Source organism: Salinibacterium sp. NK8237 (assembly GCF_015864955.1).
GTDB lineage: Bacteria > Actinomycetota > Actinomycetes > Actinomycetales > Microbacteriaceae > Rhodoglobus.
The window spans coordinates 273,692-293,493 of record NZ_JADYWE010000001.1 but is presented as its reverse complement, the minus strand read 5'-3'; the positions used below and the strand labels follow the sequence as shown (position 1 = coordinate 293,493).

Sequence of the window (19,802 nt, the reverse complement as noted above, 5' to 3'; positions counted from 1 at the left end):
CGGGTGACGAGCACTCTGCGCTGGGCGTACGTTCAGACAATGTCAGTGGTCTCCGTAGAATAGGAAGAGTGACTACAGCACAGTCGATCCCTAATTCTCACCTCAGCGTCCGTGGCGCTCGGGTTCACAATCTCAAGAACGTTGACCTAGAGATTCCGCGCGACTCTCTCGTCGTCTTCACTGGTCTATCCGGGTCAGGCAAATCGAGCCTCGCGTTCGACACTATTTTCGCAGAAGGCCAGCGACGCTATGTCGAATCGCTGTCGGCCTACGCTCGTCAATTCCTGGGTCAGGTCGATCGGCCAGACGTCGACTTCATTGAGGGCCTCAGTCCCGCAGTCTCGATCGACCAAAAGTCCACCAACCGGAACCCGCGGTCGACGGTCGGCACGATCACTGAGATCTACGACTACATGCGATTGCTGTGGGCGCGAATCGGCGTCCCGCACTGCGCTGTCTGTGGCGAGAAAATCGAACGCCAATCGGTGCAACAAATCGCCGACCAGCTGATGAAACTCGATAGCGGCACCCGCTATCAGATCGTTAGTCCGGTGGTTTCGCAGAAAAAGGGCGAGTTCGTTGATCTCTTTGCGGAGCTCGCCTCAAGCGGATACTCCCGTGCCATCGTGGATGGCGACGTCATTCAGCTCAGTGACCCTCCCAAGCTGAAGAAGCAGTACAAACACGACATCTCAGTCGTCGTCGACCGTTTGGTGGCGAGCGATGACATCCTCACTCGCCTCACTGACTCACTCGAAACGGCCTTGCGGCTCACTGACGGCACCGTCGCGATTAACTTCGTTGATGAAGAGGGGGATGCCGCGTGGCGTTCTTTCTCCGAGAAGCTGTCCTGCCCCAATAATCACCCCATCCAGCTCACTGAAATTGAGCCGCGCACGTTCTCGTTCAACGCACCCTTCGGTGCGTGTCCGGAATGTTCTGGTCTCGGTACCCGCATGTCGATCGACGCAGAACTCCTCATCGCCGACGACTCGGTAAGCCTCTCCGAAGGCGCCATCTTGCCGTGGACAAACTCAGGCAAGGGGCTCTACAACTATTTCGAGAAGTTGCTCGGCGGGCTCGCACTTGACCTCGATTTCTCACTCGACACTCCGTGGGGCGATCTGCCCGAAGACGTTCGGGAAGCTGTGCTGCGCGGCAATGACTTCAAGGTGTCGGTCAAGTGGAAGAACCGCTACGGGCGCGAGATGAAGTACTCCACAGGGTTCGAGGGAGTGATTCCCTACATCGAGCGCAAGTACCTCGAAGCTGAGACGGATGTTCAACGTCAGCGTTACGCTGCGTATCTTCGCGAGATTCCTTGCCCCGTGTGTGATGGAAAGCGGTTGAAGCCGGAGGTTTTGGCGGTAACCGTTGCTGACAACAGCATTTCTGACATCTGCGAGCTCAGTCTCATTGATGCTTACGGCTTTATGAACGAGTTGGTTCTCTCCGAGCGGGATGCCCGGATTGCTGCTCAGGTGCTTCGTGAGATCCGTTTGCGACTCGAATTTCTGGTTGAGGTCGGCTTGAGCTATCTCAACCTGGCCCGCGCTGCCGCGACCTTGAGCGGTGGCGAGGCGCAGCGCATCCGTTTGGCAACCCAGATTGGCTCCGGTCTCACCGGAGTGCTCTATGTGCTCGATGAGCCCAGCATCGGGCTGCACCAGCGTGACAACCGACGATTGATTGAGACGCTCGTCAAACTCAAGAACCTCGGCAACACACTTATCGTCGTTGAACACGACGAAGACACGATTCGCACGGCCGACTGGGTAGTCGACATCGGGCCGGGCGCCGGCGAGCACGGTGGTGAGGTTGTTCACTCTGGTTCGTATGAAGACCTTCTCACCAACACAAAGTCGATTACCGCTGATTACTTGTCGGGTCGCAAAGCCATCGAAACGCCGAAGAAGCGCCGTCCGATCGACAAAGCGCGCCAGATCGTAGTTGAGGGCGCGAAGGCGAACAACCTCAAGAACCTCACCGTCAAGTTCCCGTTGGGAACGTTTACGGCCGTCACCGGCGTCAGTGGCTCCGGAAAGTCGAGCCTCGTCAATGACATTCTCTACAAGGTTCTCGCCAACGAACTGAACGGTGCTCGCCAGATTCCCGGAAAGCACACGCGAGTCACCGGTCTTGAGAACCTTGACAAGGTGGTGCACGTCGATCAAAACCCGATCGGGCGCACTCCACGCTCGAACCCTGCCACGTACACGGGCGTCTTCGACAAAATTCGCACGCTGTTTTCTGAGACCGCTGATGCTAAGGCGCGAGGGTACCTTCCCGGTCGGTTCAGTTTCAATGTGAAGGGCGGCCGCTGCGAGAACTGTTCCGGTGATGGCACGATCAAGATTGAAATGAACTTCTTGCCCGACGTCTATGTCGCGTGCGAGGTGTGTGGGGGAGCGCGCTACAACCGCGACACTCTCGCGGTGAAATACAAAGCGAAGAACATCGCAGAAGTGCTCGACATGCCGATCAGCGAAGCCGCTGACTTCTTCGAGGCCATCACAAGCATTCACCGGTATTTGAAGACGCTTGAAGAAGTTGGCCTTGGCTATGTTCGTCTCGGCCAGAGCGCAACCACGCTCTCGGGCGGCGAGGCTCAGAGAGTGAAGCTTGCTACCGAGCTTCAGCGTCGCTCGATGGGGCGAAGCGTGTATGTGCTCGACGAGCCGACTACAGGCTTGCACTTCGAAGATGTTCGCAAGCTTCTGCTCGTGCTCAACGGTCTTGTTGATAAGGGCAACACGGTCATCGTCATCGAGCACAACCTCGACGTCATCAAGTCCGCCGATTGGCTCATCGACTTGGGCCCCGAGGGTGGTTCTGGAGGCGGCGAGTTGCTGTCTGTCGGAACTCCGGAAAAGGTCGCCAAGGTCGCGGGAAGCCACACTGGTCAATTCTTGGCTGAAGTGCTGAGTGGCAATCGTGTCTAGGCTGCGAGGAGCTACTCGTGGCTAACACCGTTGCTTGGCGCCCGCGCGCAGGCGACATTCCAAACCAGCCCGGCGTTTATCGGTTTATTGACGATAAAAGGCGCGTGCTCTACGTGGGCAAAGCGAAAAATTTGCGGGCTCGCCTGAGCAACTATTTCGCACCGTTGACGACGCTTCACGAGCGCACTCGACGGATGGTGCTCACCGCAACCAATGTGGAGTGGACGATAGTTGGCAACGACTTCGAAGCGCTGCAGCTGGAATACACCTGGATCAAAGAGTTCGACCCGCCGTTTAACGTTCAGTACAAAGACGACAAGTCCTATCCCTACCTGGCGATCACGATGGGAGATCCTGTTCCGCGGGTGCTAGTGACTCGCAATCGCAACCTTCCGAACGCGCGCTACTTCGGTCCCTATTCTCGTGCGTGGGCCATCCGCGACACTGTCGATGTGATGCTCAAGGCATTCCCGATGCGCAGTTGCTCCACGTCGGTCTACAAGCGCGCTCAGCAAACAGGTCGCCCGTGCTTGCTCGGTGATATCGGCAAGTGCGCGGCGCCCTGTGTAGGGCGTGTGACGCTTGAGGAGCATAAATCGATTGCCCTCGATTTCGCGTCCTTTATGGCCGGGAATGACTCCCGGATGCTCGACTCAATCCGAGTCAAGATGGCCGATTCTGCCGCTACGCAGAATTATGAAGCTGCCGCACGCTATCGCGATCAAATCGGCGCGATGGAGACAGCTCTCGCAAAGAACCAGATCGTGCTCTCTGAAGACGTGGATGCTGACTTCTTCGGTATTGCCCACGATGAGCTTGCTGCTGCAGTCCAGCAGTTCATCGTGCGTGGTGGCCGAATCAGAGGTGTGCGGGGGTGGGTAGTCGACAAAGAACTCGATGTCGAGCTTGGTGGACTAGTCGAGTCTGTGCTGCAGAATGCCTACGACGACACCGTCCCACCGCGAGACGTTCTCGTGCCAGCATTGCCAGAAGACAGCACGGCGCTCGAAGAGTGGCTAGCGCAACGGCGTGGGCCAGGGGCGCGAGTCAGATTACGGGTTGCACAGCGCGGCGAAAAGGCGTCGCTTGCTCAGACGGTGGAGACGAACGCTAAGAACGCGCTCATGCTCTACAAGTCGAAGCGCAGTGGTGACTTCGTCGCCCGGTCTCAGGCTCTCGCCGATATCCAAGAGGCGCTGGGAATGCCAGAAGCTCCGCTTCGAATGGAGTGCTTCGACGTCTCGCACCTGTCAGGAACGAACGTGGTGGCGTCGATGGTCGTCTTCGAAGATGGTCTGCCCAAAAAGCAGCACTACCGTCGCTTCAACATTCCTGAGACCACCGATGACACGGACTCGATCTATCAAGTACTCAAGCGCCGCCTTGCCTACCTTGCCGAGGGAAACGCCGTTCCCACTGCCGCTGAAGCGCAGGCGACGGCCATCGAAACGCTCGAGACCGAGCATCCGAATGCTGAAGAAACCAATCCTGTAGAACAGGTGGCCGATGTCGTAGTTCCCTCTCAGAAGTTTGCCTATCCGCCTCAATTGCTCATTGTCGATGGTGGGCAACCCCAGGTATCTGCGGCAAAGCGGGCTCTCGAAGAATCTGGCGTCTCCGGCATCCAACTCGCCGGAATTGCTAAGCGTCTTGAAGAGATTTGGTTGCCGGACTCCGAGTACCCGGTGATCCTTCCGCGCAATAGTGATGCCCTGTTCTTGATTCAACGCATCAGGGATGAGGCGCATCGCTTTGCGATCACCCACCAGCGTCAACGACGCTCGAAGGATATTTCATCGATCCTTTCTACGGTCCCCGGTCTCGGCCCGTCACGCATCAAAGCGCTCTTGCAGCACTTCGGTTCTGTCGCGAGGCTCAAGGCCGCGACTGCGGAACAGATCATTGAAGTGCCCGGCGTGGGGGAATCGACCGCTACCGCGATCATCGAGAAGCTGGGTCAGCGCTAGCTCGGGTAGTCTGAAGCCACCATGAAACCCGTGACAGAGCAGCAAGAAGTTCTTATTGTGACTGGCATGTCGGGCGCCGGTCGTTCGACCGTCGGCAATGCGCTAGAAGATCTGGGCTGGTATGTCGTCGACAATTTGCCGCCTCAGATGCTTTTGCCTCTAGTCGACCTTGCTCACCGCGCCGGAGATTCGCTTCCACGCGTTGCAGCGGTTATCGATGTACGCGGCGGCAAGCTTTTCTCCGATGCCCAGAACGCCATTGAGGCGCTCCGTGGTTCTACGTCGCTGCGTGTGCTGTTTCTTGATGCCGAAGATGCCGCGCTCGTTCGCCGCTTCGAGCAGGTTCGCAGGCCTCATCCGCTTCAAGACGAGGGCACCCCGCTTGATGGCATTGCGGCGGAGCGCACCCGCATGGCAGAGATTCGCTCCAGTAGCGACATCATCATCGACACCACAGATTTGAACATTCACCAATTGGCGATGACGATCATCGAGAAGTTCTCTGCGGAGAGCGACGCTGGTTTACGTATTACTATTGAGAGCTTCGGATTTAAGTACGGTCTCCCAGCAGACGCCGACATGGTGGCTGACTGCAGATTCTTGCCTAATCCATTTTGGGTTCCCGAGCTCAAAGCGTTAGACGGCCTCGATGAGCGAGTTCGTGCATACGTGGTCGGGGCGCCTGGAGCACAGGAGTTCGTTGCAGACTATGCGCGAGCCCTCGAACCTGTTTTCGCCGGGTACCAGCGCGAGAATAAACGACACGCAACGATCGCGATCGGCTGTACGGGTGGCAAACACCGGTCAGTCGCTATTGCCGAGGAGCTGTCAGCTATTCTTAGTGGCCTGCCAGGCGTCGCCGTAAGCATTAAACATCGGGACCGCGGACGAGAGTAAATTGCTCATCCAACAGAACCGCCATCATGGAAGGAAGGCCAGTTAGTGGCATTAACTGCTGAAGTCAAAGACGAACTGGCACGAATTCAGTTGGGCAAGACGACTGAGCGGGCTGCAGAGCTCGCAACAATTTTGCGATTCTCGGGCGGTCTCCATCTGATCTCTGGCCGCATCGCGGTCGAGTCGGAGCTTGAAAGCGAGCTGCTCGCGCGCCGGGTGCGTCGCGACATTGCTGAGCTCTACGGGGTTCGTTCGGAGATTTCGCGCGTCGCGTCTTCCGGCGGCCGCCGCACAAACAATCTGCTTGTTCGCGTGCTTGATGGGGGAGAAACCCTCGCTCGTCAGACTGGGCTCCTGGATGCACGTCGACGTCCCATCCGAGGTCTTCCCAACCGCGTCACGACAGGAGGTCGCGGCGAGTTGGCGGCTGTCTGGCGTGGTGCTTTCCTCGCCGCAGGTTCTCTCACCGACCCCGGCCGCTCTGCCGCTCTCGAAGTAACCTGTCCCGGCAACGAAGCTGCAATGGCGTTGGTCGGCGCAGCGGGTCGACTCCGCGTCGCCGCAAAGGCACGCGAGGTTCGCGGTGTTCACCGTGTCGTTGTTCGCGATGGCGAGGCGATTAGCGCCATGCTCACGATCATGGGCGCTGAGACGACTGTCGTGAGCTGGAACGAATTGCGTCAACGTCGCGAAGTTCGTGCCACCGCCAACCGTCTAGTGAACTTCGACGATGCAAACCTTCGCCGGTCGGCGCAAGCAGCTGTTGCCGCGTGTGCCCGCGTCGAACGCGCTCTTGAAATCTTGGGGGATGACGTGCCGCAGCACTTGCGCTACGCCGGCGAGCTTCGTCTCAGCCACCGAGACTCAAGCCTGGACGAATTAGGCCACCATGCGGATCCGCCGATGACGAAGGACGCTGTTGCTGGCCGCATCCGCCGGCTGCTGGCTATGGCAGACAAGCGAGCAAGCGACCTGGGTGTAGCCGGTACTGAAGCAAACCTTCCCGCTGAGTTGGACGAGGCTTAGCGTTCCCTCCATACGGCACGTGCGTCGGATGGACGTGGTTAGACTGGATGTATCTCGCCTGACCGTGCTCGCCAGCCGGCGCAGGAATCACGATCCTAGGAGGACTTCCGATGGCTGATTACACGCTTCCCGAACTTTCATACGACTACTCCGCGCTTGAGCCAAGCATCAGCGCAATGATCATGGAGTTGCACCACAGCAAGCACCACCAGGCGTATGTCACTGGTGCGAACGCTGCAATCGCAGGGCTTGCTGAGGCTCGCGATTCCGAAAACCTTGCCAATGTGAACAAGCTTGAGAAGGACCTCGCGTTCAACTTGGGCGGTCACATCAACCACTCGATCTTCTGGACCAACATGTCGCCAAACGGCGGCGACAAGCCCACAGGCGACCTTGAGAGCGCTATCGACGATCACTTCGGCTCGTTCGACAAGTTCACCGCACACTTCACAGCGACGGCTATGGGCGTGCAGGGTTCGGGCTGGGCAGTCCTGGCTTGGGACTCCATCGGAGAGCGCCTCATCATCGTTCAGTTCTTCGACCAGCAGGGCAACTTGCCAGCGGGCATCGTTCCTCTCCTCATGCTTGATGTGTGGGAGCACGCCTACTACCTCGACTACAAGAACGTGCGTGCTGACTACGTCAAGGCGTTCTGGAACATCGTTGACTGGGCCAACGTTCAGGACCGCTTCAGCGCCGCGCGCTCGAAGACAAACGGTCTGCTGCTACTCTCGTAGCGGCATCGTGGCCGGGTTAGGCCCCGGCTTTAGCCCAGTCTCCACCAAAGCAACACCCCCACCACTACAGCACGACGCGTCCTAGACGCCTGATTTTCTGGAGCAACAGTGAGCGTAAAAATCGGTATTAATGGTTTCGGTCGCATCGGTCGCAACTTCTTTCGAGCGGCAATGGCCAAGGACAGCAACATTGAAATTGTTGCGGTCAACGACCTCACAGACAACAAGACCCTCGCTCATCTCCTCAAGTACGACACCATCACTGGTCGTCTAAACGCTGAGGTTACGTTTGATGACGAGCAAATCGTCGTTGACGGCAAAGCAATCAAGGTTTTCGCTGAGCGCGATCCCTCGAACCTTCCTTGGGGCGAGCTCGGCGTCGACATCGTCATTGAGTCGACCGGTCACTTCACGAAGTCGGCGGATGCTGCGAAGCACATCGCTGCTGGCGCCAAGAAGGTCATCGTTTCGGCTCCGGCTTCGGGCGACGACGTTGCAACTCTGGTGCTTGGCGTCAACGAGGGCGTCTATGACCCCGCCGTTCACAACATCATCTCGAACGCATCGTGCACGACGAACTGCCTCGCGCCGTTGGCCAAGGTGTTCATGGACAACTTCGGAATCGACACCGGGTTCATGACCACTGTTCACGCGTACACCGCTGACCAGAACCTTCAGGATGGTCCGCACGGGGACTTGCGTCGCGCTCGTGCAGCAGCACAAAACGTGATTCCGACGTCGACTGGTGCAGCAAAGGCACTTGGCTTGGTCATTCCTGAGCTCGTAGGCAAGCTCGACGGTTACGCCCTTCGCGTTCCCGTCATCACTGGTTCGATCACGGACCTCACAATCACGACGTCGTCAGAAGTTACGGTCGAGCAGGTCAACGCGGCTTACAAGGCAGCGGCTGAGGGTCCCCTCAAGGGCATCCTCAAGTACACCGAGGACCCAATCGTTTCTACCGACATTGTTGGTGACCCGCACTCGTCGATCTTTGACGCAGGCCTGACGAAGGTCATCGGCAACCAGGTCAAGGTCGCTTCGTGGTACGACAACGAGTGGGGCTACTCGAACCGTCTCGTTGACGTTGCAGAATACGTCGGCGCCCGCCTCTAACATCCAACGATTATGAGCCTCAGAACTCTTTCAACGCTTCCCGACTTGCGCGGCAAGCGTGTCATCGTCCGTTGTGATCTGAACGTACCGCTCAAGGACGGTCAGATTACGGATGACGGCCGCATCCGTGCATCGTTGCCCACGCTTAATGCCCTCATCAATGAGGGTGCTCGAGTCGTCATCGTGTCTCACTTGGGTCGCCCCGGTGGTGAGCCCGATGCTCAGTACAGCCTTGAGCCAGTCGCGCAGCGTCTCTCAGAGCTGTTGGGCAAAGCCGTTGTGTTTGCTAAGGACACTGTCGGGCACGCCGCTGAACAAGCGGTTGCTGAGCTCGACGATTGCGGCGTAGCGCTGTTGGAGAATCTGCGGTTCAACTCCGGTGAAACCTCAAAGTCAGAGACGGAACGTGAAGAGTTTGCAGCCAAACTCGCTCGCTTCGGCGACGCGTTCGTCTCTGACGGTTTCGGAGTAGTTCATCGCAAGCAGGCAAGCGTGTTCGAGTTGGCGAAAGCCCTCCCGAGCGCTGCTGGGTTGCTTATCGAAACTGAACTTGGTGTTCTCGAACGCCTTACTGTCACCCCAGAGCGTCCCTACACGGTCGTTTTGGGCGGATCCAAAGTTTCCGACAAGCTCGACGTCATCGGCGCGCTTCTCCCGCGCGTCGATACGCTGCTCGTTGGCGGTGGAATGCTCTTCACCTTCCTTGCCGCGCAGGGCTACAAGGTTGGAGCTAGCCTCCTCGAGAGCGACCAGCTCGAGACGGTGCGGGGATATATCACCCAGGCTGAAGAGCTGGGTGTCGAGATTGTTCTTCCGACAGACATTGCGGTCGCCGCTTCGTTTGGACCGGATGCCGCTCACACGGTAACGCCGGCTCATGCGATTGAAGACACCGAGTTCGGTGCTGCTGGTATTGGACTAGACATCGGACCAGACACGGCTGCACGCTTCGCCGAAGTGATTCGTGCGTCCAAGACGGTGTTCTGGAACGGCCCAATGGGTGTGTTTGAGTTCCCAGCTTTTGCAGCAGGAACGAAGGCAGTCGCGCAAGCGCTGACTGAGACAGATGGATTTGGCGTTGTCGGTGGTGGCGATTCTGCCGCAGCTGTTCGCGCATTAGGTTTTGACGACGACCAATTTGGTCACATTTCTACGGGTGGCGGCGCGAGCCTCGAGTTCCTCGAAGGCAAGCAGCTCCCCGGACTGGAGGTACTCGGATGGCAAAAGTAAAGCGCGTCCCGCTTATCGCGGGCAACTGGAAGATGAATCTTGACCATCTTCAGTCGATCGCTTTCGTGCAGAAGCTGGCATGGACGTTGAAAGACGCGAACCATGACTTTGGTGTTGAAGGGGCAGAGGTAGCGGTATTCCCGCCCTTTACGGATCTACGATCGGTGCAGACCCTCATCGCCGCCGACAAGCTCGAGGTACGTTTCGGCGGCCAAGATCTTTCGGAACACGAATCCGGTGCCTACACAGGAGAGATTTCAGGCGCGTTCCTGTCAGCGCTTGACTGCCACTACGTACTCGTAGGTCACTCTGAACGTCGCACGATGCACGGCGAGACAGATGAACAGCTCGCCCGCAAAGTTTCTGCGGCGTTGAAGCACGGCCTCGTGCCAGTGCTGTGCGTTGGCGAGACCGCGGATGATCTCGAAGCTCACGGCCCCAGTGCTGTCCCTGTGGCGCAGCTTAGGGCTGGTCTTGCGGGCATCTCGGGAAATCCAGAGATCGTGGTTGCTTACGAACCGGTCTGGGCAATAGGGTCCGGCAAAGCCGCAACGCCTGAACAGGCTGAGCAGGTTGCCGCCCGCTTGCGTGAAACGCTCGCCGAGGTGCTTGGCGACGATGTCGCAGCAGCGACGCGAATTCTGTACGGTGGGTCCGTTAAGTCCAGCAACATCGCGAGCCTCATGCGCGAACCCAATATTGATGGCGCCCTGGTCGGCGGTGCGAGCCTAGATGTAGCGGAATTTGCTAGCATCTCGCGCTTCTCCAAGCACGTCGGCACCTAGCCGTTATACTGTTCGAGGCCGGAACGGCCTGTTCGAAAGGTTCTTTGTGGAAATTCTCCAAGTTGTGCTGCAGGTATTGCTCGCTATTACGAGCTTGCTGCTCACACTTCTCATCCTTCTTCACCGCGGACGCGGTGGAGGTCTCTCCGACATGTTCGGTGGGGGAACCACGTCCAATCTGGGTGCTTCCGGTGTTGCAGAACGCAACCTGAACCGCATCACGGTGATTCTGGGCGTGGTGTGGATCAGTTGCATCGTAGTTCTTGGTCTCATCACCAAATTCGACGGTGCCTAAGAACCTCCAGTTTTAGCAAACGAAGGAACACAGTGGCAGCAGGCGGAAGTGCAATTCGTGGGTCACGCGTTGGCTCGGGCCCTATGGGCGAACAAGATCGTGGTTTTCACGCTGAACGCGTGCAGATCTCGTACTGGGACGCTCTAGGAAACGAAACCGTAAGGTCTTTCTCTGCGACCGTTCCCGACGAAGAGATTCCAGAGACCATTGATTGCCCATCGTCGGGTCTCCCTGCGGGGCGCGACAAACAGAATCCTCCGTCGGCTTCGAAACTAGAGCCCTACAAGACTCACCTCGCGTACGTAAAAGAGCGCCGCAGCGACGACGAAGCGACTGAGCTTCTCGATGAGGCTCTGCTGCAATTGCGCACTCGACGGGGTACTGCTCCCGCTGAATAACGGTTTTTCATTCAGTTTCAGCCGCTAGCGGAGTCTTCTGGATGGACACAAGCATCAATAGCAAAGGCCCCAACCGTTTCGGTTGGGGCCTTTGCTCGTTAAAGCTCGTTCGTGAGTCAGTGCTCGTCAGTGGAATCGGCACTGGTCCAGAACTGTCCTGGATCAATGAGAGATGCAGGCACTTGGGCTGCAGCGTCAGAGTCGACAAAGAAAAGCGTCTTGCGACGGCCCTCAAGTCCCGCTGCAGGGACTTCGTTATAGCTTGCACCGGCAAGTGTTAGCCCAAGCGCGGATGCTTTGTCACTGCCGGCTACGACGGCCCAGATCCGTACCGAGGAGTTGATAACGGGCAGCGTGAGGCTGACGCGTTCGTCCGGAGGCTTGGGGGAGTTACGTACAGCAATAACGGTTCGTTCCGTCTCCCGGATTCCCTCACGTTCAGGGAAGAGCGACGCGATATGACCGTCCGGGCCCACCCCGAGAAAGACGATGTCGAAGTTCGGATACTTGCCGTTGCGGGCTGAATGGGCTGCAAGGTCGTTCGCATAAGCCTGAGCCGCGTCATCCAAGGTAAGACCTGTGTCGGATGCCGCAACAGCGTGAACGCGTCGCGGGTCGACAGGAATGTGGTCAAGTAGCGCTGCACGCGCCTGCACATCGTTGCGTTCGGGATCTCCGGCGGGAAGCCAGCGTTCGTCACCCCACCAAAAGTTAACACGTGACCAGTCAACGGCATCCCGCTTGGAGGACTTGTTGATCGCTTCGAGAACCGCTTGACCCATCGATCCACCGGTGAGGACGACCGTTGCCTCATCGAACTCAGCAATGATCTGGGGGACTTTCGACAAGAATCGTGCCGCGACCGCTTTTGCTAGCTTCGCTTTGTCAGTGTGCACGATCGCACGACGTTCGTTACTCATTCGCTCTTCGCCTTCGTAGAGTTATTGATCTTCACACCAGTAATCTCGCTGACACCGTGACGCACGACGTCACCGAAGAGGCTGTCGGGGTCGAGCCGACGGAGCTCTTCTGCCAAGCAGTCTCGAAGACTGCGGCGCGGCAAGGAGATGTCGTGAACGGGCTGATCTGGCTGTGTCAACGTCGCAATGTTGGCGATGTTGCGCTCGAGCGTTATTGTTCCTGACGCTCGTTCGAGAATCACGGCGTGGATGCCCGTCGGCACAGGGGAGCCTTCGGCTACGTGCAGTGTCACCTTTACCTTGAGTTGCATCTGCAACCACGCGGCGAGCAGCATCGTAGATGCGGAATCTGCGGCACCGCTGACGGTAACCGCGGTGATTGACTCGTAGGGAGGCTGGTCAAGCACGGCAGCAAGCTGCGCGCGCCAGAGCGTGAGCCGTGTCCAGGCAAAGTCGGTATCTCCGGGCACGTAGGTTTTGCACATGCGATGCATCGCATCGAGGGGGTTGGTGCTGGCAGCAGCATCGGTAATGCGGCGCTGCGCGATGCGTCCGAGCGGCGACTGTGAAGCGCTTACGGGGCCTTCACCGGGCCACCACGCGACGACGGGAGCGTCGGGCAGGAGCAGACCGGTAACGAGGCTCTCTTGATCCAGAGCAGCATCCCCATGCGCGGTAACCACGATTACCTCGCTTGCGCCAGCATCTCCACCGACACGAATCTGCGCGTCGACGCGAGCTTCTTCATCACGAGCGGATGACGCGCTACTCGTCGAGACGACCAGCACTCGCATCGGGTGCTCACGAGACGCATCGTTAGCCGCCGCGATCGCTTCTTCTTCGTTACCGAACTCGGTGGCGATGATGAGAGTGAGTACGCGACCGAGCGCGACGGCTCCGCCATCTTCACGGATCCGTACGAGCGCTTTCGAGATTTTCGCGGTAGTGGTGTTGGGTAGATCAACAATCATGGTCGTCTCCAGACTCGTCCATCGCGCTCCATAAGGTCATCCGCGGACTTCGGACCCCAAGTGCCGGGCCGGTACTGTTCCGGGGCGCCCTGCGTTGCCCAGAACTCTTCAATGGGGTCGAGAATCTTCCAGCTGAGCTCAACCTCTTCATGACGGGGGAACAACGGCGGATCGCCGAGCAATACGTCGAGGATGAGCCGTTCATAGGCCTCGGGACTTGCCTCGGTGAACGCGTGGCCATAGCCGAAGTCCATCGTGACGTCGCGCACGTGCATCTCGGCACCAGGAACTTTCGACCCGAAGCGAATAGTGACACCCTCATCTGGCTGCACTCGGATGACGAGAGCGTTCTGTCCGAGTGCCGACGTGCGGCTCTCCTCGAAGAGATACTGGGGAGCGCGTTTAAAGACCACCGCGATCTCAGTCACTCGTCGTCCCAGACGTTTTCCTGCTCGGAGGTAGAACGGCACACCTGACCATCGACGTGTGCCGATGTCGAGCCGAATTGCGGCGTACGTTTCAGTCTCGGACTCGGGGTTCATCCCGTCTTCGTCAAGGAAACCGCTAACCTTTTCGCCACCTTGCCAGCCGCCGGCGTATTGCCCCCGCGCTGTGTGCTCTCCAAGATTCTCAGGAAGGCGCACTGCTGAAAGAACTTTTTCTTTCTCCGCGCGCAAATCTGCCGCATCAAACGACACTGGTTCTTCCATCGCAGTCAATGCGAGAAGCTGGAGGAGGTGGTTCTGGATGACGTCGCGCGCTGCTCCGATTCCGTCGTAGTACCCGGCCCGACCTCCGACTCCGATGTCCTCTGCCATCGTGATCTGAACATGATCGACGTGGTTGGAGTTCCAGATTGGTTCAAAGAGCTGATTGGCAAAGCGCAACGCGAGGATGTTCTGAACGGTCTCTTTGCCCAGATAGTGGTCGATGCGGAACACGCTGTCGGGTGGGAACACTGATTCCACCACGTCGTTGAGTTCGCGCGCTGTCGTGAGATCGCTACCGAATGGCTTCTCGATGACAACGCGACTCCACTGCCCGTCGCGCTGTTCAGCTAGCCCGGAGTTCCGAAGCTGCTCGGTTACCTGCGGAAAGGACTTCGGAGGAATCGAAAGATAGAACGCGTGGTTACCCATGGTTCCGCGCTCACTATCCAATTCAGACAGTGTTTCCTTCAGACGTTCGAAAGCCGCAGCATCATCGAATTCGCCCTGCACAAAGCGGATGCCCTGAGCGAGCTGTTTCCACACATCCTCGTCGAACGGTGTGCGCGCGTACTGTTTGACAGCATCGTGCACGACCTTCTCAAAGTCTTGGTCTTCCCAGTCTCGTCGAGCAAATCCGACGAGAGCGAAGCCGGGGGGAAGTAGCCCCCGATTGGCGAGGTCATAGACAGCCGGCATCAATTTCTTGCGCGACAGGTCGCCGGTTACGCCAAAAATGACCAAAGCACTTGGGCCAGCAATGCGGTTAAGCCTGCGGTCAGAGCTCAACCGCAGTGGGTTGAATTCAGCACTGATGTCAACGGGGGACATACTTCTCCTCTGTGTGCGGCACGTAGGTGCGGCACTTATCCGATCGCGTCAAGAACCAGCGGCAGCGAAACCTTCGGATTCGAGACTGTGAGGCTCAGGACGGGGCGGCCATGTTCGGCCAGAACGCTAGCGTCGCCTGCTGCCTGCGCACGAATCAGCTGCCCAAAAGTGAACGGACGGTCAGGAATCTGCAGGTCAGTTTCTTCAACAACAATGATCTGAAGGAACACTCCGATCGCTGGCCCACCCTTGTGGAACTGGCCCGTCGAGTGCAGGAACCGGGGTCCCCAACCGAATGTCACCGGGCGCTTTGCGCGGGCTGCTGCCCGCTCACGAAGCTCAACGAGCTCCGGGTACCCCGTGCGGTCTGCATAGACCTGAATTGCGACATAGCCGTCATCATCGAGGTACGACAGAAGCGAAGAAATAACTCCGGCAAGATCGCTGCTGTCAGCAACTACGCCATCGGTGCCCCGGACCTCAATGTCACCGACGGTGAAGGCCGGTGCTTGGGGTGGGGTGGGGTTGTCGATGAGTTCTCGAGCAGCATTCTTTGCAGCTTCAACGTCAGGCTGGTCAAAGGGGTTGATTCCGAGGATCCGGCCAGCGATAACGGTCGCGTACTCCCAGAGCAGCAACTGGCTACCGAGAGAACCAGCGATCTCAATCTCGCCCTCCGCTACCTCTTTAGTGTCGTCCCATTCTCCGACGAGACGAACAACTTGAAGGTCGTCCAAGCCTTCCGTCAATTCGGGGGAGTCAGTGCGCAGCACGACGGGAAGGAGTCCCTTGCCGAGCTTTCCTGTCGATTCCGCAATGAGTTGCTCAGCCCAATCCCCAAAGCCGAGGATGTGGGTGCCATCGGTCACGATGCCGAGTTTGTCCTTGAGGGGATCCGTTCCGGCAATCGCAGCGCCCAGCACGAGGCCGGGGTTGCTCTCGTTGTCGACCGCAAGCTCAACCATGACGGCTTCGGCCTCGTCGAGCAGCTCGACCAGGTCAACCCCAGCAAGCCCAGACGGAACGAGTCCAAAGGCGGTGAGAGCCGAGTAACGGCCGCCAACATTGGGGTCGGCGTTGAACACGCGGTATCCCGCAGCCCGAGCCGCGACATCCATAGGAGAACCGGGATCAGTGACGATTACGATGCGTTCCCGAGGATCGATTCCGGCATCAGTAAAGAACTTTTCGTAGATGCGCTTCTGGGAATCGGTTTCGAGAGTGGAACCAGACTTGGAAGAAATGACAACAGCGGTCGACTGAAGACGATCCGCGAGGGCAGCCTGCACCTGTGCGGGATCCGTTGAGTCAAGTACCGTCAGTTCCACTCCGTACGTGCGAGTGATTACTTCTGGGGCAAGAGACGAACCGCCCATGCCTCCCAAGACAAAGTGGTTCACGCCATCGGCGCGCAACTTATCTCGTAGCGCGTAGATGTCTTCGATCATTGGTCGACCGACGGAAACAGCTTCAACCCAGCCCAAACGCTTGGCAGACTCTTCCTCAGCGGCGGGGCCCCACAGCGTCGCGTCGCCTCCGGTAATACGGCTTGCTACGAGATCGTTGACAAGCTGCGGCACGATCTTGTTCACGGCTTCCGCTGCCGCACCCGATACGGCGAGCTTCACACTCATTTTGCTGCCTCGAGAGCAGCAGACACGGTGTCGAGCAGTTCGTTCCACGAGACGATGAACTTCTCAACGCCTTCCTTCTCGAGCAGCGCGGTCACCTCGTCGTACGAAATGCCGAGTGAAGCGAGTGCGTCGAGCGTAAAGTTCGCAGCGTCGTAGTTTGCGGTCACCTGCTCGCCTTCGATGACACCGTGATCGAAGGTCGCTTCAAGCGTCTTCTCAGGCATGGTGTTCACCGTCTCGCCGACAGCAAGCTCGGTGACGTAGAGCGTGTCGGGCAGTCTTTGGTCTTTAACACCGGTGGAGGCCCACAACGGACGCTGCTTGTTTGCTCCAGCAGCGATGAGAGTCTGAGCGCGCTCTGTAGCGAATGCGTTTTCGTAGACCTGGTAAGCGAGGCGAGCGTTCGCAATGCCCGCCTTGCTCTTGAGGGCCTTGGCGTCATCCGTACCGATCGCGTCAAGACGCTTGTCGATCTCGGTGTCGACGCGCGAGACGAAGAACGATGCGACCGAGTGAATCTTCGAAAGGTCGTGGCCGGCGGCCTTCGCCTTTTCCAAACCAGTGAGGTAAGCCTCGATAACTTCGCGGTGACGCGCCAAGCTGAAGATCAAAGTGACGTTGACGCTGATTCCAGCGCCGATCGTTTCAGTGATTGCCTCGAGGCCTTCTACGGTCGCGGGAATCTTAATCATCGCGTTCTCGCGAGCAACCTTGGCCCAGAGCTGCTGAGCCTGCGCAATCGTGCCTGCAGCATCATGGGCCAGTCCAGGTTCAACCTCGATGGAGACGCGGCCATCGCGGCCCTCAGTGGCGTCGTACACCGGGCGGAAGATGTCACTGGCAGCGGCAACATCATCTGTCGTGATCTCGAACACGGCATCAGTGACGCTCGTGCCGGTAGCGGCGAGCGACGCTACCTGCTCGTCGTACGCCTCGCCCTTTGCCAACGCAGTGGCAAAAATGGTCGGGTTCGTAGTAACGCCGACGACATTGCGCGAAGCAATGAGCGACTGGAGGCCGCCCGAGTTGATGCGCTCGCGCGACAGGTCATCCAGCCAGATGCTTACGCCGAGGCCTGAGAGCGCTGCGGTGGGTGTTTCGTTAGTCATTTCTTGTCTCCTTATCTGGGGTGCCTAGACGGCATCCAGAGAATCGCGTGCAGCGGCCACAACGGCCTCGGTGGTGATTCCAAACTCACGGAAGAGAGTTTTGTAGTCGGCTGATGCTCCGAAGTGATCGATCGAGATGCTGCGACCTGCGTCGCCAACATACTCGCGCCATCCGGTTGATACTCCAGCTTCAACTGATACGCGTGCACGCACAGTAGAAGGCAGAACGGACTCGCGGTATTCCGCACTCTGCTCGGCAAACCATTCGAGACTCGGAGCAGAAACGACGCGCGCGTTGATTCCGTCGGCCTTGAGCGTTTCGCGCGCTTCCACAGCGAGCTGCACTTCGGAACCGGTGGCGATCAGAATCACGTCGGGAGTTCCGTTCGGCGCTTCCGCGAGCACGTAGGCTCCCTTTGCAACATTCGCAGCTGAAGCGAAGGTCTCGCCAGTCGCGTCGGCATCCCCACGATCGAATGTGGGCACGTTTTGGCGGGTGAGGGCGATTCCCGCTGGGCCGTTACGACGCTCGAGGATGGTCTTCCAGGCCCACGCGGTCTCGTTGGCGTCGGCTGGGCGAACAACATCCATGCCAGGAATCATGCGCAAGCTGGCAAGCTGCTCAATCGGCTGGTGCGTAGGACCGTCCTCGCCGAGGGCGATCGAGTCGTGAGTCCAGACAAAGATCGACGGCACGGCCATGAGGGCGGCGAGTCGAACTGCAGGACGCATGTAGTCGCTGAAGATGAGGAACGTACCGCCGAAAGCGCGGGTATTTCCGTGAAGAACGATGCCGTTGATGATTGCGCCCATGGCGTGCTCACGGATACCGAAGTGGAGTACACGGCCGTACTCGTTTCCGCTCCACTCGCTGGTGGAATGCTCACTCGGGATGAATGACTTTCCGCCGGCAATGGTGGTGAGGTTTGACTCGGCGAGGTCAGACGAACCGCCCCACAGTTCCGGCATGATGGCGCCGATTGCGCCGAGAACCTTGCCGCTGGCGGCACGAGTCGAAACATCCTTGCCCGCTTCGAACTGGGGGAGTGCCTCCTCGACGCCCTCCGGCAATGCACCGGACAGAACGCGGTCGAGCAGAATCTTGCGCTCGGGGTTCGCGACGGCCCACTTGTCGAAGGTCTCAGTCCACTCGGCGCGCTGTTGCTTGCCGCGCTCAACCGCTAGACGGGTGTGAGCGATGACGTCGTCATCAACGACGAAGCTCTGCTCCGGATCGAATCCGAGAGCCTTTTTTGTACCAGCGAGTTCTTCTGCACCGAGAGCGGATCCGTGGATCTTTCCGGTGTTCTGCTTGCTGGGGGCTGGCCATCCGATGATGGTGCGAAGGATGATGAGCGAGGGCTGATCAGTGACAGCCTTGGCATCTTCGATCGCGGTGTTGAGCGCTTCTACGTCTTCGACGTACTCGCCTGTCTTCTTCCAGTCGACGACTTGTACGTGCCAGTTATAGGCCTCGTAGCGCATCTGCACGTTTTCAGTGAATGCGATGTTGGTGTCGTCTTCAATGGAAATCTGGTTGCTGTCGTAGATAGCAATGAGGTTGCCGAGCTGCTGGTGACCGGCGAGCGACGATGCTTCTGAGGAAACACCTTCCTGAAGGTCACCGTCGCCTGCAATGACGTAGACGAAGTGATCGAAAGGGCTGGTGCCAGCGTCGGCTTCGGGGTCAAACAGTCCGCGCTCGTAGCGCGCGGCGTAGGCGAATCCAACAGACGAGGCGATTCCTTGACCGAGAGGGCCGGTGGTGATTTCCACGCCCTTGGTGTGACCGAATTCGGGATGTCCCGGAGTAAGCGAGCCCCACGTACGCAGAGCCTTAAGGTCGTCGAGTTCGAGGCCGTACCCCGCAAGGTACAACTGAACGTACTGGGTAAGTGAGCTATGGCCCACTGAGAGGATGAACCGGTCACGGCCAATCCACTGATCGTCGCTTGGATCGCGACGCATCACCTTCTGAAAGAGCAAGTACGCTGCAGGCGCCAAACTCATCGCGGTACCGGGGTGTCCGTTACCTACCTTCTCAACAGCATCTGCCGCCAGAATTCGAGCGGTGTCTACCGCTTTGTTGTCGATGTGATCCCATTGAAAAGCTGCCATGAGAATAATGACCCTTCTGCAAGCGAAGTGCCTAACCAGAACTGGCTAGGGCACGTGAACGGCCCGCCACACGCCTTCGTTGGCTCGGTCAGCGGTTTTGCCGTTGCGCACGGGTAGTG

16 protein-coding genes are annotated in these 19,802 nt (G+C 58.4%); 10 read left to right on the top strand and 6 right to left on the bottom strand.

What is annotated here, in order from left to right; genetic code table 11:
* Positions 1-68 precede the first annotated feature (68 nt).
* From uvrA to I6E56_RS01440, 10 genes are all read left to right on the top strand, one after another.
* Positions 69-2,942 (top strand): excinuclease ABC subunit UvrA, encoded by a 2,874-nt coding sequence (uvrA, locus tag I6E56_RS01485; RefSeq protein WP_197135555.1) that lies wholly within the window; start codon positions 69-71, stop codon positions 2,940-2,942.
* Positions 2,943-2,959: 17 nt separating this feature from the next.
* Complete coding sequence (gene uvrC / locus I6E56_RS01480; protein WP_197135554.1) at positions 2,960-4,909, top strand: excinuclease ABC subunit UvrC; 1,950 nt, start codon at positions 2,960-2,962, stop codon at positions 4,907-4,909.
* 21 nt (positions 4,910-4,930) lie between these two features.
* Entirely contained in the window at positions 4,931-5,806 is an 876-nt protein-coding gene (gene rapZ / locus I6E56_RS01475) for an RNase adapter RapZ (protein ID WP_197124682.1), read from the top strand.
* Between the two features lie 45 nt (positions 5,807-5,851).
* Positions 5,852-6,832, top strand: coding sequence for a DNA-binding protein WhiA (whiA, locus tag I6E56_RS01470; RefSeq protein ID WP_197105653.1), 981 nt, complete (start codon positions 5,852-5,854; stop codon positions 6,830-6,832).
* Positions 6,833-6,942: 110 nt separating this feature from the next.
* The gene (locus I6E56_RS01465) at positions 6,943-7,569 is read left to right on the top strand and encodes a superoxide dismutase (RefSeq protein ID WP_197135553.1); all 627 of its coding nucleotides are present in this window, start codon (positions 6,943-6,945) and stop codon (positions 7,567-7,569) included.
* Between the two features lie 108 nt (positions 7,570-7,677).
* Complete coding sequence (gene gap, locus I6E56_RS01460) at positions 7,678-8,685, top strand: type I glyceraldehyde-3-phosphate dehydrogenase (RefSeq protein ID WP_197135552.1); 1,008 nt, start codon at positions 7,678-7,680, stop codon at positions 8,683-8,685.
* Positions 8,686-8,697: 12 nt separating this feature from the next.
* On the top strand, positions 8,698-9,915 hold the full coding sequence (gene pgk, locus I6E56_RS01455) for a phosphoglycerate kinase (protein WP_197135551.1): 1,218 nt from the start codon (positions 8,698-8,700) through the stop codon (positions 9,913-9,915).
* The gene (gene tpiA, locus I6E56_RS01450; RefSeq protein ID WP_197135550.1) at positions 9,903-10,700 is read left to right on the top strand and encodes a triose-phosphate isomerase; all 798 of its coding nucleotides are present in this window, start codon (positions 9,903-9,905) and stop codon (positions 10,698-10,700) included. The genes pgk and tpiA overlap by 13 nt, the downstream gene beginning before the upstream one ends.
* A 46-nt stretch (positions 10,701-10,746) precedes the next feature.
* Positions 10,747-10,995, top strand: coding sequence for a preprotein translocase subunit SecG (secG, locus tag I6E56_RS01445; RefSeq protein ID WP_197135549.1), 249 nt, complete (start codon positions 10,747-10,749; stop codon positions 10,993-10,995).
* A 32-nt stretch (positions 10,996-11,027) separates the two neighbouring features.
* The gene (locus I6E56_RS01440) at positions 11,028-11,393 is read left to right on the top strand and encodes an RNA polymerase-binding protein RbpA (protein WP_197135548.1); all 366 of its coding nucleotides are present in this window, start codon (positions 11,028-11,030) and stop codon (positions 11,391-11,393) included.
* A 116-nt stretch (positions 11,394-11,509) separates the two neighbouring features.
* On the opposite strand, the gene pgl is transcribed toward I6E56_RS01440, so the two are convergent.
* From pgl to tkt, 6 genes are read right to left on the bottom strand one after another with little or no spacing between them, the layout of a single operon-like run.
* The gene (gene pgl, locus I6E56_RS01435) at positions 11,510-12,313 is read right to left on the bottom strand and encodes a 6-phosphogluconolactonase (RefSeq protein WP_197135547.1); all 804 of its coding nucleotides are present in this window, start codon (positions 12,311-12,313) and stop codon (positions 11,510-11,512) included.
* On the bottom strand, positions 12,310-13,284 hold the full coding sequence (locus tag I6E56_RS01430) for a glucose-6-phosphate dehydrogenase assembly protein OpcA (RefSeq protein ID WP_197135546.1): 975 nt from the start codon (positions 13,282-13,284) through the stop codon (positions 12,310-12,312). Before I6E56_RS01430 ends, pgl begins: the two co-directional genes overlap by 4 nt.
* Complete coding sequence (gene zwf / locus I6E56_RS01425; RefSeq protein WP_197135545.1) at positions 13,281-14,822, bottom strand: glucose-6-phosphate dehydrogenase; 1,542 nt, start codon at positions 14,820-14,822, stop codon at positions 13,281-13,283. The genes I6E56_RS01430 and zwf overlap by 4 nt, the downstream gene beginning before the upstream one ends.
* Positions 14,823-14,857: 35 nt before the next feature.
* On the bottom strand, positions 14,858-16,456 hold the full coding sequence (locus I6E56_RS01420; RefSeq protein WP_197135544.1) for a glucose-6-phosphate isomerase: 1,599 nt from the start codon (positions 16,454-16,456) through the stop codon (positions 14,858-14,860).
* On the bottom strand, positions 16,453-17,565 hold the full coding sequence (gene tal / locus I6E56_RS01415; protein WP_197135543.1) for a transaldolase: 1,113 nt from the start codon (positions 17,563-17,565) through the stop codon (positions 16,453-16,455). The genes I6E56_RS01420 and tal overlap by 4 nt, the downstream gene beginning before the upstream one ends.
* Positions 17,566-17,589: 24 nt before the next feature.
* Positions 17,590-19,683: a transketolase gene (tkt, locus tag I6E56_RS01410; protein ID WP_197135542.1), complete on the bottom strand. Its 2,094-nt coding sequence runs from the start codon at positions 19,681-19,683 to the stop codon at positions 17,590-17,592.
* Between the last annotated feature and the right edge of the window lie 119 nt (positions 19,684-19,802).

Excerpts from the sequence above, each read along its gene's own strand:
- rapZ (WP_197124682.1), top strand. The coding sequence starts at position 4,931 with ATGAAACCCGTGACAGAGCAGCAAGAAGTTCTTATTGTGACTGGCATG.
- I6E56_RS01465 (WP_197135553.1), top strand. The coding sequence starts at position 6,943 with ATGGCTGATTACACGCTTCCCGAACTTTCATACGACTACTCCGCGCTT.
- pgk (WP_197135551.1), top strand. The coding sequence starts at position 8,698 with ATGAGCCTCAGAACTCTTTCAACGCTTCCCGACTTGCGCGGCAAGCGT.
- tpiA (WP_197135550.1), top strand. The coding sequence starts at position 9,903 with ATGGCAAAAGTAAAGCGCGTCCCGCTTATCGCGGGCAACTGGAAGATG.
- pgl (WP_197135547.1), bottom strand. The coding sequence starts at position 12,313 with ATGAGTAACGAACGTCGTGCGATCGTGCACACTGACAAAGCGAAGCTA.
- I6E56_RS01430 (WP_197135546.1), bottom strand. The coding sequence starts at position 13,284 with ATGATTGTTGATCTACCCAACACCACTACCGCGAAAATCTCGAAAGCG.
- zwf (WP_197135545.1), bottom strand. The coding sequence starts at position 14,822 with ATGTCCCCCGTTGACATCAGTGCTGAATTCAACCCACTGCGGTTGAGC.
- I6E56_RS01420 (WP_197135544.1), bottom strand. The coding sequence starts at position 16,456 with ATGAGTGTGAAGCTCGCCGTATCGGGTGCGGCAGCGGAAGCCGTGAAC.
- tal (WP_197135543.1), bottom strand. The coding sequence starts at position 17,565 with ATGACTAACGAAACACCCACCGCAGCGCTCTCAGGCCTCGGCGTAAGC.
- tkt (WP_197135542.1), bottom strand. The coding sequence starts at position 19,683 with ATGGCAGCTTTTCAATGGGATCACATCGACAACAAAGCGGTAGACACC.